Annotated in this window: 18 protein-coding genes; 3 read left to right on the forward strand and 15 right to left on the reverse strand. The window is 45.9% G+C overall.

All coding sequences use genetic code 11. The features are described from left to right. Positions 1 to 11: 11 nt before the first annotated feature. From HDCHBGLK_RS12700 to HDCHBGLK_RS12765, 15 genes are all read right to left on the reverse strand, one after another. The gene (locus tag HDCHBGLK_RS12700; RefSeq protein WP_004607687.1) at positions 12 to 920 is read right to left on the reverse strand and encodes an IS3 family transposase; all 909 of its coding nucleotides are present in this window, start codon (positions 918 to 920) and stop codon (positions 12 to 14) included. Next, positions 917 to 1,249, reverse strand: a complete 333-nt coding sequence (locus HDCHBGLK_RS12705) for a transposase (RefSeq protein ID WP_004607686.1) — start codon at positions 1,247 to 1,249, stop codon at positions 917 to 919. The genes HDCHBGLK_RS12700 and HDCHBGLK_RS12705 overlap by 4 nt, the downstream gene beginning before the upstream one ends. A 64-nt stretch (positions 1,250 to 1,313) precedes the next feature. Beyond that, positions 1,314 to 1,733: a primase alpha helix C-terminal domain-containing protein gene (locus HDCHBGLK_RS12710; protein ID WP_233440676.1), complete on the reverse strand. Its 420-nt coding sequence runs from the start codon at positions 1,731 to 1,733 to the stop codon at positions 1,314 to 1,316. Positions 1,734 to 1,817: 84 nt separating this feature from the next. Next, the gene (locus HDCHBGLK_RS12715) at positions 1,818 to 2,012 is read right to left on the reverse strand and encodes a hypothetical protein (protein ID WP_004607984.1); all 195 of its coding nucleotides are present in this window, start codon (positions 2,010 to 2,012) and stop codon (positions 1,818 to 1,820) included. A gap of 35 nt (positions 2,013 to 2,047) precedes the next feature. Next, positions 2,048 to 3,229 carry an IS91 family transposase gene (locus HDCHBGLK_RS12720; protein ID WP_039909242.1) on the reverse strand — a complete coding sequence of 394 codons (1,182 nt, stop codon included), beginning with the start codon at positions 3,227 to 3,229 and terminating at the stop codon, positions 2,048 to 2,050. A gap of 7 nt (positions 3,230 to 3,236) precedes the next feature. Further along, positions 3,237 to 3,704, reverse strand: a complete 468-nt coding sequence (locus HDCHBGLK_RS12725; protein ID WP_004608182.1) for a hypothetical protein — start codon at positions 3,702 to 3,704, stop codon at positions 3,237 to 3,239. Continuing rightward, positions 3,704 to 4,033, reverse strand: coding sequence for a hypothetical protein (locus tag HDCHBGLK_RS12730; RefSeq protein WP_004608183.1), 330 nt, complete (start codon positions 4,031 to 4,033; stop codon positions 3,704 to 3,706). The genes HDCHBGLK_RS12725 and HDCHBGLK_RS12730 overlap by 1 nt, the downstream gene beginning before the upstream one ends. 4 nt (positions 4,034 to 4,037) lie before the next feature. Beyond that, positions 4,038 to 4,460 carry a DUF7768 domain-containing protein gene (locus tag HDCHBGLK_RS12735; protein ID WP_039909994.1) on the reverse strand — a complete coding sequence of 141 codons (423 nt, stop codon included), beginning with the start codon at positions 4,458 to 4,460 and terminating at the stop codon, positions 4,038 to 4,040. Between the two features lie 85 nt (positions 4,461 to 4,545). Further along, the gene (locus tag HDCHBGLK_RS12740; protein WP_004608185.1) at positions 4,546 to 6,534 is read right to left on the reverse strand and encodes a DNA polymerase; all 1,989 of its coding nucleotides are present in this window, start codon (positions 6,532 to 6,534) and stop codon (positions 4,546 to 4,548) included. 57 nt (positions 6,535 to 6,591) lie between these two features. After that, on the reverse strand, positions 6,592 to 6,804 hold the full coding sequence (locus HDCHBGLK_RS12745; RefSeq protein WP_004608186.1) for a hypothetical protein: 213 nt from the start codon (positions 6,802 to 6,804) through the stop codon (positions 6,592 to 6,594). Positions 6,805 to 6,817: 13 nt separating this feature from the next. Next, positions 6,818 to 7,390 carry a DUF2815 family protein gene (locus tag HDCHBGLK_RS12750; protein WP_039909995.1) on the reverse strand — a complete coding sequence of 191 codons (573 nt, stop codon included), beginning with the start codon at positions 7,388 to 7,390 and terminating at the stop codon, positions 6,818 to 6,820. Between the two features lies 1 nt (position 7,391). After that, the gene (locus HDCHBGLK_RS12755) at positions 7,392 to 8,522 is read right to left on the reverse strand and encodes a DUF2800 domain-containing protein (protein WP_004608188.1); all 1,131 of its coding nucleotides are present in this window, start codon (positions 8,520 to 8,522) and stop codon (positions 7,392 to 7,394) included. After that, a complete protein-coding gene (locus HDCHBGLK_RS12760) occupies positions 8,512 to 8,835 on the reverse strand; it encodes a hypothetical protein (RefSeq protein ID WP_039909997.1) in 324 nt (107 codons plus the stop codon). The genes HDCHBGLK_RS12755 and HDCHBGLK_RS12760 overlap by 11 nt, the downstream gene beginning before the upstream one ends. Next, entirely contained in the window at positions 8,771 to 8,980 is a 210-nt protein-coding gene (locus HDCHBGLK_RS18825; RefSeq protein ID WP_161567392.1) for a hypothetical protein, read from the reverse strand. Before HDCHBGLK_RS18825 ends, HDCHBGLK_RS12760 begins: the two co-directional genes overlap by 65 nt. Positions 8,981 to 9,135: 155 nt before the next feature. After that, positions 9,136 to 9,645, reverse strand: a complete 510-nt coding sequence (locus HDCHBGLK_RS12765) for a sigma-70 family RNA polymerase sigma factor (protein WP_004608191.1) — start codon at positions 9,643 to 9,645, stop codon at positions 9,136 to 9,138. Positions 9,646 to 10,112: 467 nt separating this feature from the next. On the opposite strand from HDCHBGLK_RS12765, the gene HDCHBGLK_RS12770 reads away from it, so the two are divergent. Genes HDCHBGLK_RS12770 through HDCHBGLK_RS12780 form a run of 3 tightly spaced genes read left to right on the forward strand, consistent with a single transcriptional unit; the run spans position 10,113 to position 14,265 of the window. After that, on the forward strand, positions 10,113 to 10,310 hold the full coding sequence (locus HDCHBGLK_RS12770) for a helix-turn-helix domain-containing protein (RefSeq protein WP_004608193.1): 198 nt from the start codon (positions 10,113 to 10,115) through the stop codon (positions 10,308 to 10,310). A gap of 47 nt (positions 10,311 to 10,357) precedes the next feature. Continuing rightward, a complete protein-coding gene (locus HDCHBGLK_RS12775; protein WP_004608194.1) occupies positions 10,358 to 13,030 on the forward strand; it encodes a type I restriction-modification system subunit M in 2,673 nt (890 codons plus the stop codon). Next, positions 13,024 to 14,265, forward strand: coding sequence for a restriction endonuclease subunit S (locus tag HDCHBGLK_RS12780; protein ID WP_004608195.1), 1,242 nt, complete (start codon positions 13,024 to 13,026; stop codon positions 14,263 to 14,265). Before HDCHBGLK_RS12775 ends, HDCHBGLK_RS12780 begins: the two co-directional genes overlap by 7 nt. Positions 14,266 to 14,267: the final 2 nt, after the last annotated feature.

The raw sequence follows: 14,267 nt of genomic DNA on the forward strand, positions 1-14,267 counted from the left end.
GATATCACTGACTATGCTGCCAGTTCCAAATCCTCATAATACTTCCTGCGTTTTATCATAGGAGGAAGCCCGCCATTGGCAGAGCAGATCCTCCGGTTATTCCAGTAACTGTGGAAATATCTCCAAATGAGTACTTTTAATTCCTCTACCGTCATCTGCTTTGTGTCATAACGGCCGTAGAGAAGTTCCGTCTTCATTCTGGCCCACATGCTCTCGCAGCGGGCATTATCATGGCAGCGTCCTCCGGCACTGTTCATGCTTTGATGGATGTGGTACTTCCGGATGGTCTGGCGGTAGGCCTCACTGGTATACTGGGTTCCACGGTCACTGTGGATGATCGCGCCTTCCAGTGCAGGATAAGCAGTCAGGGCGCTTTCCAGTGTATGGATACACAGATCTGCTTTCATGGTTGTTTCCATTGCCAGACCAAGGACACTAAGATCAAAGCAGTCGAAAATCGCAGATACATACAGTTTCCCATTGGATGCCGGGATCTCCGTGATATCTGTAATACATTTTTTCAATGGGGCATCTGAATGAAAATCCCGCTTCAGCAAATCATCCGATTTCATAGCCTCCCGGTCTGCCTTTGTAATTCCGTTCGGTTTTCGCTTTGGCCGATGGCTCAGGCCAATCTGCTCCATAACCCGGTATACGGTTCTCTCGCTGGGAATTGATACTCCCTCCGGCTGCTTCAGGCACAGCGCCTGATACATTCGGAGCCGTCCGTAAGTATCGTTACATTCATCCTCGCTGGCAATCTCTTTCATGGCATCCGCCAGATCCTGGTACTTCCAGGGACGGTCTTTGTTTGCAAGATATTTATAGAAGCCTTGCCGACTGACACCAAGCATCCGGCAGTAAAATGAAATTTTCCCGGTCATCCTGCCGTCCTCTGTTTTCAAAGCCAGAAAGATCATTCTCTGGTTTTTGCTGACTTCCGACGGCTGGCGGCGAAAAAAGCACTGGCTTCCTCCAAAAATTCGTTTTCTTCCTTCAGGCGGCGGATTTCTTTATCCTGCTCCTTAACCCGCTTACGCAGCATGGTAATCTCTTCTGACAGGCTCATTGCGCTGGCAGGGGTATGAGAACCTTCCCCAATATCCAACTTACCAGCTCTTACGGCTTTCAGCCATGTATGCATGGTTCCTTCAGGGATTCCTAGTTCTTTACCTGCCTTAGCGCCACCGATTTCTTTGGCAAGTTTTACTGCCTGTACTTTGTATTCATGGTCATATTTACGTGCCACTTTAAATACCTCCTTATTCTCTTGGTTTTATTATGAAATCCTTGAGAATAAGCTGTCAACTTTTTTATACCACACCATTATATACTTCCGGAGGAACATAACCATCCTCGCGGCTGATCTTCCCATAAAAGCGCTGGGCGCTGTGCCATATGGTGGTAAGCTCGCTGTTATCAAGCGGCGGTATACAGGCAGCAGCCTTTTCCAAGAATGCCTGATAGGCTTTTTCTGTATCTCCGTATTTCTTGATGACAATACCGGCGAAGCGGGACATGGTAGCATTACGGCTGCCTTCCGGGATAGCAACATCGTTTTCATGACCGCCGGGAAGGCCTGCATCGAACTCATCGTCATTCAAGAATTCCGTAAGGTTCATTCGACCGGGATATATTTCAACGTCTGGTTCCTGCGTACCGAAGAAAAAGCGTGCTGCATCCAGAACTTTCGTATCGAAATAGGGAAAGATGGAATTGACCAGCTTTTTCACTTTATAGGAAAGTTCTCCTTTCGGAGAACTTGGGGACTAAAATAGCCCGCTCAAAAGCGGGCATAGTGAATCAGACGGTTTGGATTAAAAGATGTAAAAGCCCTCTTCACCAAAATCGTCATCATCAAGGTTATCAAATTCATGTAAGAAATAATCCATATCCAGAAGTTCGTCGTCACTCATGTCATGGACTTCTTTAGAAGTCATACCTTCTGGTGGATTTTTAATGTACTGTTCCCTTAGTTCCTTTGCGAGTTCTGCTTCTGTTATACGTTTCATAGTGTGGCCTCCGTTCTTAAGATATATTGAGTTTATCATGAGAAAAGAGGTTTTGGAAGATATGAAAACGAGGCAGGCGAACGACATCTATGTTTTTGCATAGCCTTTTCGTATAATTCATGCAAAGGAACAGGATTATGATTAAAATATAGTTCTAAAAATAGCATGGTTTTTCCACAGTTCGGACATTTTAAAGGATCGTAACCAAAAGAATGTAAGATTGAATCACGCCACCTATTGAGTGAAAGAAAAAAGTTATGTTTTTCTCTGGAAATGGCTTTTCGTAAAAAATTGTCAGAATTACGGTGACGAGCGTAAATACCATAATAGCGAATCATTTTAAAATGTTTTTCAGGGATGTGTTGTGTTAAGCGGTCAATGAATTCCAAAACAGGAACAGTTTCTGTAATAAGTTTATTGTCTTCATGACGGTTGTAATGGAAGGTGACAAAATCACCATCGTAAGAATCAATGCGAGAAGTAGCAATAACAGGTCTGCCAAGATAACGACCGATATATTTGATAACCTGAGAAGGATTACACTTGTTAGGCATGGCGCGAACATAAAAACCATTTTTATCTTTTGCATAGATAGCAGATTTTACTTTTTTGAAAGCTGGACCTATTTTTTGATGGAGTTCATTTAAAAGAGCAGTTTGGAACGCATCACGTAAAAAATGATAGTTAAAATGTTTGAAGTGTCGCCAGGAAAGAGTATTACCAACACCACCTTCAGAAACAAGGCAGTGAATGTGAGGATTCCATTTTAAATCTCTGCCAAAGGTATGAAGGACGCAAATAAATCCAGGAGTAAATAATTCAGATTTATTTTCTTTATGGAACATACGAGAAATCACGCTGTTGACTGCCGAAAAAAGGCAGTTAAGAAGAGAACGGTCTTTAAGAAAAAAAGGCCGCAAAGAATCATCAATGGTAAAAACACAATGCCGATGTTGTACATCAATAATCTTAAAAGACATAGCAGTAGTTCTGTCAATGGAATACATGTTACCACAAGTTGGACAGAAGCGAGAATGACAACGAAAAGCAGTAAATTTGAAATTACCACAATTGGGACAAATATACATGGCGCCACCATAAGATGGATCGCCACAATGAATCATTTTTTCTACATTCTCAACAATAGCATCACGAGGATGTTGAAGATAAATCATTTCTTCATAATGTTCGATAAAAATTTTTTGTAAGATATTCATAAGACCATTATGAAGCAAAATGAAGCAAAAAGAAACCCCTATCCCTCATGATTGAGGGGCAGGGGAGTTGAAGTGTCGAAGACACTATTTTTATATCGCTGTAAAGGGCGGCATCAGTCATGCGTTCAATAGGAAAGAGTACATGGAACTTAGGCCTTGCCGGTTTGCCGTTTTTCTCACGGTTATTGAAACGGCTGTAATGAATGGCAAGGCTGACTCCCGGAAAGGCATCCAGCATATCGGAAGGCTTGATCCAGTCCTTGGGATCTTCCGAGTGGTCATTGTCGCAGTCTACGGGGAGACAGTCGGCGGAGATGAAGTTGTCTCCGTTACGATAGTGGTTTTTATATTCTGCACATATATAGTCATGACCGACAGCATTCTTCAGACTGTCGGCATCCATGACTACGGTTTTGTGAGGGTAGGAACAGTTACCGGGATTACCGATAAAATCTGCGCTGTAGAGAGTAAACATCAGTCATACACCTCCCCGGATTCATCTTCGAGCACCTTGGTGATGAACTTCAGTGCGCGGATCATAGTTTCAAGTTCGCAGTCGCCGCCAAGGGTAACCTCAAAGCCTTCACTGCCGAATCTATCCATGAAAGGCTTTATATCGATGTCTGTGCCGCCTTCATCCTTGATACGAAAATAGGTGCGGCCTCCATGACCGGTATCGCCACCCATGTATCCTGTGGTTCCGGCTTCAACTTCGAGAATATTGGCGCTGACCACATCACGGGTATAGGTTGTAATTTCGGTTCCGTCCTGCAGCTTTCTGCGATTTTCTCTTACTTCATACATAGCGTTAAACCTCCTGACATTCTTCTGTGAAATAGCGCAAGCGGTAATCTTTCCACTTGGCGCGTTTGATTTCTGATTCCATTCCTGCCGAGATACGGCTCCCGAATACCCAGACCTCAGCACACTTGCTCATGAGGGCATTTCCGAAGAAAAGACCGAGCTCACGTTCCGGCGGGTTGGTGTCATCAAGGAACTGCGGAAATAGCAGGTGCGGAGCGATGGGGATGTATCCCTTATCTACTGCGAAGCGACTGTAGCGTCTGGCAGCAGCCACATTTGCTTCTACGTCACCAGAATAGGGTGAGCAGATATAGACGATAGGCCTGAAAGCACGCAGGGACAGCTTTTCATTAGCTGCAATCTTTGAGAGTGCTTCACCAGCAGTCGGGTCAGGATAGCCTTCGCTGTTGTGATAATCGTTACTCAAACCAGAGTCCTCCTTTCCGGGCAGACTAAAGGCGTCCACCTCTAATTCCCACTGGAGATGAACGCCTGATTTGAGCGGATGATATTTAATCTTTTTTATAGAAGGGGCAAGTATAACCATCGGCGCGGAGCTTTAAGCCGCGAGCCCAAGGCGGAGTCCTGCCCATCTGTTCACAGAGAACATCAAGGGACATACACGGATCAGCTTCTATGACCAGCTCATCATGGATGTGCATGACAATTTCACAGTTCCGGAGCGTTTTCATGGCATAGCAGAGAATGTCGCGAGATGTGGCCTGCACGATGTTTTCCACAAATTTCGGGCCGTATGAGTCGAGGCGTTCCCACTTCTTTGTGGAGCCTACGCCTTCGTAGGTGATGCATTCGCCGCCGAACTTATTCGTTCCGATCTTAGGCTTTACGTATGCGAGGTTCCTGCCGGAAGGCAGTGTGATAAAAAGCATCCCGGAGCGGCAGGAGAAGGTAAGTCCGTAGCAGCTGGTCGTATGCTTGTGCTTCACAGCTTCCATGACTGCGCGGTCGACGTCCCACCAGAACTTTACGATATTCGGGTTTGTCTGCCTCCAAGCATCTACCAGAGGAGGAAGCTCATCTTCGGATAAGCCCATCTCAATAGCACCCATAGCCTTGAGAGCACCGATCGAACCACCATAGCCGAGTGCGAGCTCTGCAATCTTGCCTTTCTGGCGCAGGTGGCCGTTTATACCGTGCTTCTCAACCGGAACATGAAACATCTGACTCGCACTGGCGCAGTAGATGTCGCCGCCTTCGGCAAATACCTTCTGCCGCCAAGTCTCGCCTGCATACCATGCGATGACTCTGGCCTCGATGGCACTGAAATCAGAAACATAAAACTGCGTATCGGATTTAGGTATAAATGCAGTCCTTATCAGTTGGGAGAGTGTATCCGGAACATCTTCGTACAAGAGCTTAACGGCATCAAAGTCGCCGGATTTCACAAGAGCACGGGCATCGGCCAGATCCTCCAGATGGTTCTGCGGAAGGTTCTGCAACTGAATAAGCCTGCCTGCCCAACGACCGGTGCGGTTGGCTCCATAGAAAGCAAACATGCCGCGAGCCCTGCCGTCGTCGCAGACAGCACGTTCCATCGTCTGATATTTACGAACAGAGGATTTGGCAAGCTGCTGTCGAAGCTCCAGTACATTTTGAAGTTCCGGAGGAGCCGTTTTTATAAGCTCTGCAACGACTTTTTTGCCAAGGCTGTCAGTCTCAAGACCGTTATTAGAGAGCCATTGCTTCATTTGCTGTACGCTGTTCGGGTTTTCGAGGTCTGTCATTTTTTTTATAGCAGAGGTCAGTTCCGTCCGGGAGCGGGTATCCATCTCGATGGCTTCAGTGACAAGATCCATGTCAATGCGGACACCACGGTCGTTGATTTCCTGATCGATGTGGTATTCATACCACACCGCTTCCGGCACCGGGAACTTGGAGAGCCTGTCCTTGATGCCCATCTCGGTTTCGACGTCGCGGATGTTATAACGCTTGAAGGCATCCCATTTTTCAGGATCATGAAAAGGGCGGTTTCTGGTTCGACCGCCGTTTGCTTTGGTGGGAGCACATGGCACGGAGAAGTATTTGATGAGTTCCTTTCCTTCGGTGAGCTTTTGCTTTTCAAGGCCGAGAACAGAACCGACACCTTCCAATGACAGCGGAAGTCCCATAGTAGCTGCCCAGACCATAGAGCAGCGCCAGCTTTCAGAGTTTAAGAAGTGGGAGCATTCCTGCGAAAGATGGTGGCTGTCGTGGAAAGGGTCAAGACTTATACCTAAATCACGCAGGTATCTCGACAGGCATACGCGTTCAAAATTGGCGTTGAATGCCCACTTTATAATGGAATCATCTGTCAGGGCGTCTATAAGTTCCTGCGGTAAGTGTTCTCCTTGTGCAAGGTCGATTACTTTTACATCGCAGCCGTCGACAGAGTATCCGAACAGCAGTATCTCGAAGTCAGGAGCCTCCGCGTATTTATATACGCCGCATTTGCTTAGGTTGATACTGCTGTATGTTTCAATATCAATACTGAGTGTTTGCATAGATTTCACCTCAATTCAAACAGGCGACAGAGAAGAATCCCTGCCGCCTGCCGTACATTATTTGTCTAAGAACTTCATGCGTTTTTCGTGATATTCAAGGTCACGAGCGGCCTGATCCTTTTCTCGCTGCTCACGTTCCACGCGGCGCTTTTCCTCGTTTCGGTCATTGAAGAGTGTCTGTATGGCTACGGCTGCCCATGAGAGGATAAGCACGCAGAAGCAACCGACGAGAATGTTACAGAGAACTGTAGAGATCATTACTTCGTTCATTGTCGCACCTCCCTTAGTTCAGAAAATCTTCGTCGTCATCGGTAGCGAAGTCGGACTCAGCGCTTGCCTTGCCGCCGAGAGGCTCACCGTCACGGATCTTCTGCAGGTTGTTGAGCCCGCATGCGATTCCCTTATTACCGGAAGAGTTGAAAGCATAGAACGTGATGCTGGCTCTGCCGTATACTCCGGAGTAAACCTCGGAGCGTGTAAGGATAGGATTGAGATCCGCATCCACGATGCCGGGAGCAGAGGTTGCATTGGCATTAACAAAGTAGGCATTCTTATATGCCTCGTCGTCAGGACGCTCTGCATCGCCGTCACGGAGCGGAGTCTTTAAGACAGAGAGAGCAGGTACGGACTTGCCGTTGCCCTTGAGCTTTGCTTCGCCTTCTTTGTAAGCAGCCTCAATGGCAGCCTTGATCTTGGCGATGGTCTTGGTGTCGGACTTAGGAATGATGAGGCTTACACTGTATTTGGGAGTGCCGCCGTTGATGGACTTAGGCTCCCAGACATTTGCGTAGCTCCAGCGAGTGTCGACACCGGTGATAACCTTCATAGGATTTGATACTTTTACATTCTTGTTCATATTAGTTTTCCTCCATAAAATCATTTTTTGCTGTATTCATGGCCGGGCGCTTATCTGACTCCGGCACAAGTGTGGGTTTGCCCTGTGGCTTTTCGATGTAAGCCGACAGGAGTTCATCAAAGCGGGACTTGCCGAGAAGTTTCTGCATGGCGGTGATGCCCAGCAGCTTTTTCTCATACGGATCAAAGCCTGCTTTCTCGACTGCATCGATAACTGCAGTCTCATTGCTGTATTTACGGTTAGCTCTGCCTTCGACGAGTTTGAAGCCAGACCATTCTTTTCCGGAGAGAGCCTGCTGGAGAGCATATTCCTTGATGTCGTATGCCCAGCTGACAAGCTCATCAACCTTTCCGAGAATGACTTCAATCTCAGTGTCTGTAAGTAGCGGCGGTAGCTTGAAATCATGCTGCGCGAGCTTCAGATTTGCTTCGGCTCTGGCACGGCACTCGTTCTTGGCCTTACAGAAGCCGCACCATTCACCACACAGGAAGTTTCCATCTCCGGCAAATGCCAGCTCTGCGGTAGGCTTCAATACTTCATCCGCCCAGCGGTACAGGTCTTCCTTGCTTATTTCGTAGGTGCTGACGTTCTGACGTCTCGGTTGATAGATGGTCATGGAAACCGTGTCGATGTTGTAAATATCATCAAAAAGCTCCAAAGCACCGAGTGCATAGCACTGCATCTGCGGGTTTGCCTCAGCAGAGACCAGAACGCCTAAGCCGTGTTTGTAGTCAATTACCCGGAGTGTGCCGTCAGCGATGATGATGCAGTCGGCTGTACCGAAGCCTTGTTCTACCCAGCGGGAGAAGTCTACACGCTGTTCAATAAGGACTACCGGGTCGGCACAGGTTTTCTTTGCTGCCTCGACCTGCTCCAGCACATATTCGGAATAGCCGCTGGCGCAGTCTTCCATTTCCTCTGAGTACCATTTGAGGCTTTCGGTCGGATCTTCTGTGGAAAGTCCCAGTGCTGTCTTGAGCTTGTATTCGCCAAGAGCATGAGCATCGGTTCCTTCGGCAGCGTAGTCACTTCCTTTATCCTCATAGGTTTCACAGAGCCTTGCTGAAGGCGGGCAGTGAATCCACCTATCGGAGCTTGAGGCGGAGAGGATTGCATGCTGTTTACTTGCCATTTGCAATTACCTCCGCGTCTTTAAGTAAGGCTTCATAGTTCGCCGGATCAACTGCTGAGAGCTTTGCGGCACCGTATTTCTGAAGAAGCGCACGAACCTCTGCGGTATGACCGGAGCGTGAAAGATTTGCAAGAACAGGTCTTACATCTTCAAGCTTCAGTTCCTTCTTGGGTTCAGGCTTCACAGGCTCAGGTGCTTCAGATTCATCAGAGCCGGAGAATTGCTTGTAGAGCCAGTCGGCTGCGTCGTTAATAGCGGCAGCTGCATTTCTCAGGTCTTCTATGGTCTGTGCCATATCTGCCATCTTTGACATTTGTTTTTCCTCCTTCCTCGGATTTGCTTTGTGCGGCAAGAATAGAGAGGTTTCTTGCCAATCTTGCGGATACGTGACTGATGGAGTTCAGAAGCTTGATCTCCTCGTTTACGTTCCCGCCGGTGTCTGCGTAACTGCGATACATACTGTTCACCTCGCTTCCTGAAGGCGTTTCTCTCTGTCCTTCAAGTTCCACTGGAGATGAGCGAGCATTTTGAGCGGAAAAAAATAAAAAAGTTCCGACCACCATTCCAAAGCAGGACAGTGGCCGGAAAGACGGCTTGTATTATATAGGTAGTATTAGTAACCGCGAACCTTGCGAAGTTCAGTACGATACTTCTTCATTTGATCAGCAAAGGTACGCTGTGGTCTGCCGAGTGCTTCGGCGATTTTACGGTCGGAGATGCCTTCCGGGTGATCCTTCCAAAGCTGAATGATGGTATCAGCCTCCGGATCAAGTTGACGCAGCTTGTCGATAAGCTGAGCAAGAAGCTGACAGTCAGCAACAACATCTTCTATAGAAGGACTGTCGTCCGGAATGTAATCGCCGAGAGTGCCTTCGCCGTCAGGCAGGGGCTGATCCAAAGATGTGGTGTCACCTGCTGCGTGATACTCACAGCCGATGCAGTCGCCGTCACACTTCCAGATGAAGCGGTAAGGACACATGCATCTGCCATGATTCTGTTCCTTATCACGGATACGCGAAGCTTCTCTATAGAAAGAGTCGTGCTGTGCTTTTGTGACCGGAACCTTTTCACCGGTGCTGCGGACGTAGATGAAATAAGTCTTCTGATTGTCTTTGTTTTGCATAAGAAAGCCCTCCTTCGGCTTTTGCCGAAATGGAGAGCTCCAGACATGCAAAACCAGACCACAGGTGTGAGAGCATACCGAAGGATTACTCCATTTCGGCTGCACCTCACTTCCGGTGATCGGTACAGTATTTGATTGTCAATTGAGTCACGTGGAACCGGAAACACCCTGCGCAGATGGCTCCCACGTGCTAATTAGAAGTATGCCATCTTTGGGGTCGAAAACCCCGGACACGAATATGTCCTTTATTTCCGATAAATGCCTTGTTTTCAAGGGCATTTTGGGCTTTTAGAGAAGGAATAAAAAGGAAAAGAGCACCGGACACAGTCATGTCTGGTGCTCGAAAATCACAACGCAAAAATATAACGAAATGATAACAAATAACAGAAAACTCTTGAAAAATTCACACTTGGGGTGTATACTAAAATAGTTAAACTGTATGCAGATTCAAACCACGAGGTGAAACCATGGAAGAACTAATGAACGATAAATGGATAAGTATAGATGAAGCTGCAGAGTACTTGGGTATAAAGACGGTTACGCTCCGCAGTTGGATCAGAAACGGTAAAGAAGGTTTGCCTGCTCAAAAAATAGGTAAACAGTGGAAGTTTAAGATCTCAGAACTCGATGAATGGGTCAAAAGTGGTAAGAGTGCAAACGACTGAATATAAGTGAAAACCTAAGAAAATCAATAGACAAGGAGCAGGCAAATATGGCTGTCAAGAAAACACAATTATATGCATCGCTGTGGGCGAGCTGTGACAAACTTCGCGGAGGCATGGATTCCTCTGAATACAAGGACTATATCCTGACGCTTCTGTTCATGAAGTATGTCACTGATAAATTTAAGAATAAAGGAGCCTATGAGGATATCAAAGTCTTCGACAAGGCACACGATAAAGACCCTGATCCAGAGAAGAGAACAGGTTGCTCCTTTGACGACTTTATAGCTCTGAAGGGAAAGAAGAACATTGGCGAAGGTATGGACAAGATCATTGCCCGACTCGCCGATGAGAACACTGACCTGAAGGGTGTCATTGATATTGCCCATTTTAACGATGAGAAGAAGCTTGGCAGCGGTAAGGAAATGGTCGACAAGCTGACCGACCTGATTTCTATATTCCAGCGTCCGGAGCTCGATTTCTCTCGTAATAAGGCTGAAGGCGATGACATCATCGGAGATGCGTATGAATATTTGATGAGGAAGTTTGCTACAGAGAGCGGAAAGAGCAAGGGACAATTCTATACGCCTGCAGAAGTCTCCAGAATCCTCGCAAACGTTGTAGGCATCAGCCGATGCACTGATTCCAGTGCCACTGTATGTGATCCGGCATGCGGCAGTGGCAGTCTGTTAATCCGAGCTATTGATGCGGCTCCTATTCCAATCATGGGATACGGTCAGGAAAAAGAAAGCACAACTGCTGGTCTTGCAAAGATGAATGCCGTACTGCATCGTAAAGCAGAAATTACAATTAAGAGCGGCAACACATTCTCGAATCCGCAGTATCTCGACAAGTCCGATAATTCCATTCTTGAACGTTTTGACTATATCGTAGCCAATCCACCGTTTTCAATGAAAAACTGGAGAGATGGGCTTAAAGAGTATGGCCGTTTTGAAGGCTATGGTGATACGCCTCCGGAAAAGAATGGCGACTATGCTTGGCTGATGCATATTCTGAAGACACTAAAATCAAACGGAAAGGCTGCGGTTATTCTGCCTCATGGTGTTCTTTTTCGTGGGAATGCCGAGGCTACCATCAGAGAAGCAATCATCAAGAAGCACTGGATCAAGGGCATCATCAGCCTTCCAGCAAACCTGTTCTATGGTACCGGTATTGCCGCCTGCGTTCTTGTTATCGATAAAGAGGGCGCGGCAAACAGACAGGGTATCTTTATGATCGATGCAAGTCGCGGCTATGTTAAAGACGGAAATAAGAACCGTCTGCGTGAGCGTGATATTTATAGGATCATCACCACATTCAACGAGCAGATTACAACAGATCCGAAGTATGCCCGTTTTGTGCCAAACGATGAAATAGAGAAAAAGAACGAATACAACCTGAACATCACCAGATATATCGATTCAACCGATCCGGAGGATATTCAGGATATCTATGCGCACATTCACGGCGGAATTCCGGCAGTGGATATTAACAGTCTGTCCAAATACTGGGATGTATTCCCTTCCCTGAAAACCGAGCTCCTGACGGCAATCAGCGAGAAGTATTACAGCCTGAATGTTGAACACGAGAACATCCGACAGACTATTTACAAGAATGCGGAATTCTCAGAATACGGCGAGAAGCTTGACGATGCCTTTGCAGAATGGAAGACCAAGGAGTATCCTGCGCTTTCAACTCTCGATGAAGATGTCTCTGCAAAAGAACTGATTGTAAGCCTTGCTGAAGACATTTTGGCAGAGTTTGAGCATCTGACATTGATAGATAAATATGATGTCTATCAGGTGCTGTTGGCATATTGGAACGAGGTCATGAACGATGACGTGTCATTGATCATCAGTGAACCGGACGGCTATGCAAATGCTCGCGCAACAGACAACATCGAGGAGGAAATTACATCCGGAAAGAAAAAGGGAGAAATGAAGATCACCGGCTGGGAAGGCCGACTGATTCCGAAAAACATAGTAATCGATGCTTTTTTCCGTGAAGAAAAGAACGCCATCGAAGAAGCTGAGAACGTTGCAACAGAGACCGAATCACAGCTTTTAGATTTAATCGAAAGTGCGGACGAAGAATCCGCTCTGGCCGATGTGGCAGAAAACGGTAAGGTTAAAGTAAAAGACATAGAAGCAAAAATTGCTGAACTTACGCAGCACGTCGAAACCGAAGAAACCATTGAACTTGAAGTTATTCTCATGGATCTTCATTTGGTTAATACAAAGAAGCGTCTGGAAGCTTATCTTGTTGGCCATCCGCTTTGTAAGAGTGCGGTTAATGAAAATGGGAAAATCACAAAGAGTTCAATCGAATATCGTTTATCTGTCATAAGGACTGAAGAAAGTGTGCCTGAAGACTTACAAGATGATGTAAATCAGTTAAAGATGGCGCTGGAACTTAGCAATAAGATTTCAGAATACAATAAAATCGTCAAAGAACTCTATCAGGCACTGGATGAAAAATGCCGTGCAAGATATGAAACACTGACTGACGAAGAGATTATTGACTTGCTCGTAAACAGAAAATGGTTCGACAGCATCTTCTCCGGCATCAGTGATTTGTATGCGGCTATTTCTCACCGCCTGACGAACAGAATTGTTGAGCTGGCAGAGAGATATGAAAGTACACTCCCAGAGCTTTCAACTGATACAGCGGAGTATGAGACGAAGGTAAAGTCTCATCTGGAAAGGATGGGATTTGAATGGTAAACGGAAACTGGAGTTATTGCAGATTAGATGAATATTTAAATCTTCTTACGGATTACGATGCGAACGGTAGTTTTGCTGACATGGCCGCAAATGTACATACCGAATGGGGACATGGATATGCTTGGTATGTGAGAGCGACTGATTTGGAACAAAAGTTGCCGTTATCTGAAGTTCGCTATGCCGATAAATCTTCTTATGATTTTCTTAAGAAATCATCATTATTTGGCGGAGAACTTCTTATGGCAAAAAGAGGAGAAATTGGGAAGGTATACTTTTTTGAAATGAAAACAAAGTATGCCACATTGGCTCCAAATTTATATTTGTTAAAGCTGAATGATAAGGCAGATGGCAGGTTTTTGTATTATTACTTTCTTTCGAAGGAAGGACAGAAAAGAATAAAGGCAATAAATGCAAGCACTTCGTTAGGGGCAATTTATAAGGATGATGTAAAGGGGCTTTTAGTTCCATCCATACGGAAAAAAGAACAAGAGAATATTGCTGCATCATTGTCCGACGTTGATACTCTCATAACTGACCTGCAAAAGCTTATCCGTAAGAAGAAGGATATCCGTCAGGGTACGATGCAAATGCTGGTGACAGGCAAGAAGAGACTGGATGGCTATTCTGGTGATTGGGTAAAAATCAACCTTGCCAAGAATTCAAAATTGAAAGCTCGAATCGGTTGGCAGGGGCTTACTACGGCTGAATACTTAGATGAAGGTTATTCATTTTTGATCACAGGCACGGATTTTGACGGCGGACGGATTAATTGGAATGGATGCCATTTTGTGAATTACGACAGATATGCCCAAGATCCCAACATTCAGGTTTCGAATGGCGATCTCCTTTTAACAAAAGATGGGACTATAGGAAAAGTCGCGTATGTAACGGATTTGAAGAGACCGGCAACATTAAATAGTGGCGTTTTCCTTGTAAAACCTATTACAGATGCCTATGTGGCGCATTTTATGTTTTATGTGCTTGAGTCATCTGTGTTCAAGGATTTTCTGCAACAGCTGTCTGCAGGATCAACAATAAATCATCTCTATCAGAAGGATTTGGTGAAGTTTGACCTCTATGTTCCTCCGACAAAGGAAGAACAAGAAGCTATAGCGACGATCTTATTTGATATGGATTCAGATATTCACAAGTTAGAGGAGAAACTCTATAAGTATCAAGAAATAAAACAAGGCATGATGGAAGAGCTCCTGACCGGCAAGGTCAGATTATCGTAAGG

Source organism: [Clostridium] scindens ATCC 35704 (genome assembly GCF_004295125.1).
Taxonomy (GTDB): Bacteria; Bacillota; Clostridia; order Lachnospirales; family Lachnospiraceae; genus Clostridium_AP; species Clostridium_AP scindens.

Excerpts from the sequence above, each read along its gene's own strand:
- HDCHBGLK_RS12700 (WP_004607687.1), bottom strand. The coding sequence starts at position 920 with ATGATCTTTCTGGCTTTGAAAACAGAGGACGGCAGGATGACCGGGAAA.
- HDCHBGLK_RS12715 (WP_004607984.1), bottom strand. The coding sequence starts at position 2,012 with ATGAAACGTATAACAGAAGCAGAACTCGCAAAGGAACTAAGGGAACAG.
- HDCHBGLK_RS12720 (WP_039909242.1), bottom strand. The coding sequence starts at position 3,229 with ATGAATATCTTACAAAAAATTTTTATCGAACATTATGAAGAAATGATT.
- HDCHBGLK_RS12725 (WP_004608182.1), bottom strand. The coding sequence starts at position 3,704 with ATGTTTACTCTCTACAGCGCAGATTTTATCGGTAATCCCGGTAACTGT.
- HDCHBGLK_RS12730 (WP_004608183.1), bottom strand. The coding sequence starts at position 4,033 with ATGTATGAAGTAAGAGAAAATCGCAGAAAGCTGCAGGACGGAACCGAA.
- HDCHBGLK_RS12740 (WP_004608185.1), bottom strand. The coding sequence starts at position 6,534 with ATGCAAACACTCAGTATTGATATTGAAACATACAGCAGTATCAACCTA.
- HDCHBGLK_RS12745 (WP_004608186.1), bottom strand. The coding sequence starts at position 6,804 with ATGAACGAAGTAATGATCTCTACAGTTCTCTGTAACATTCTCGTCGGT.
- HDCHBGLK_RS12750 (WP_039909995.1), bottom strand. The coding sequence starts at position 7,390 with ATGAACAAGAATGTAAAAGTATCAAATCCTATGAAGGTTATCACCGGT.
- HDCHBGLK_RS12755 (WP_004608188.1), bottom strand. The coding sequence starts at position 8,522 with ATGGCAAGTAAACAGCATGCAATCCTCTCCGCCTCAAGCTCCGATAGG.
- HDCHBGLK_RS12760 (WP_039909997.1), bottom strand. The coding sequence starts at position 8,835 with ATGTCAAAGATGGCAGATATGGCACAGACCATAGAAGACCTGAGAAAT.
- HDCHBGLK_RS18825 (WP_161567392.1), bottom strand. The coding sequence starts at position 8,980 with ATGTATCGCAGTTACGCAGACACCGGCGGGAACGTAAACGAGGAGATC.
- HDCHBGLK_RS12765 (WP_004608191.1), bottom strand. The coding sequence starts at position 9,645 with ATGCAAAACAAAGACAATCAGAAGACTTATTTCATCTACGTCCGCAGC.
- HDCHBGLK_RS12770 (WP_004608193.1), top strand. The coding sequence starts at position 10,113 with ATGGAAGAACTAATGAACGATAAATGGATAAGTATAGATGAAGCTGCA.
- HDCHBGLK_RS12775 (WP_004608194.1), top strand. The coding sequence starts at position 10,358 with ATGGCTGTCAAGAAAACACAATTATATGCATCGCTGTGGGCGAGCTGT.
- HDCHBGLK_RS12780 (WP_004608195.1), top strand. The coding sequence starts at position 13,024 with ATGGTAAACGGAAACTGGAGTTATTGCAGATTAGATGAATATTTAAAT.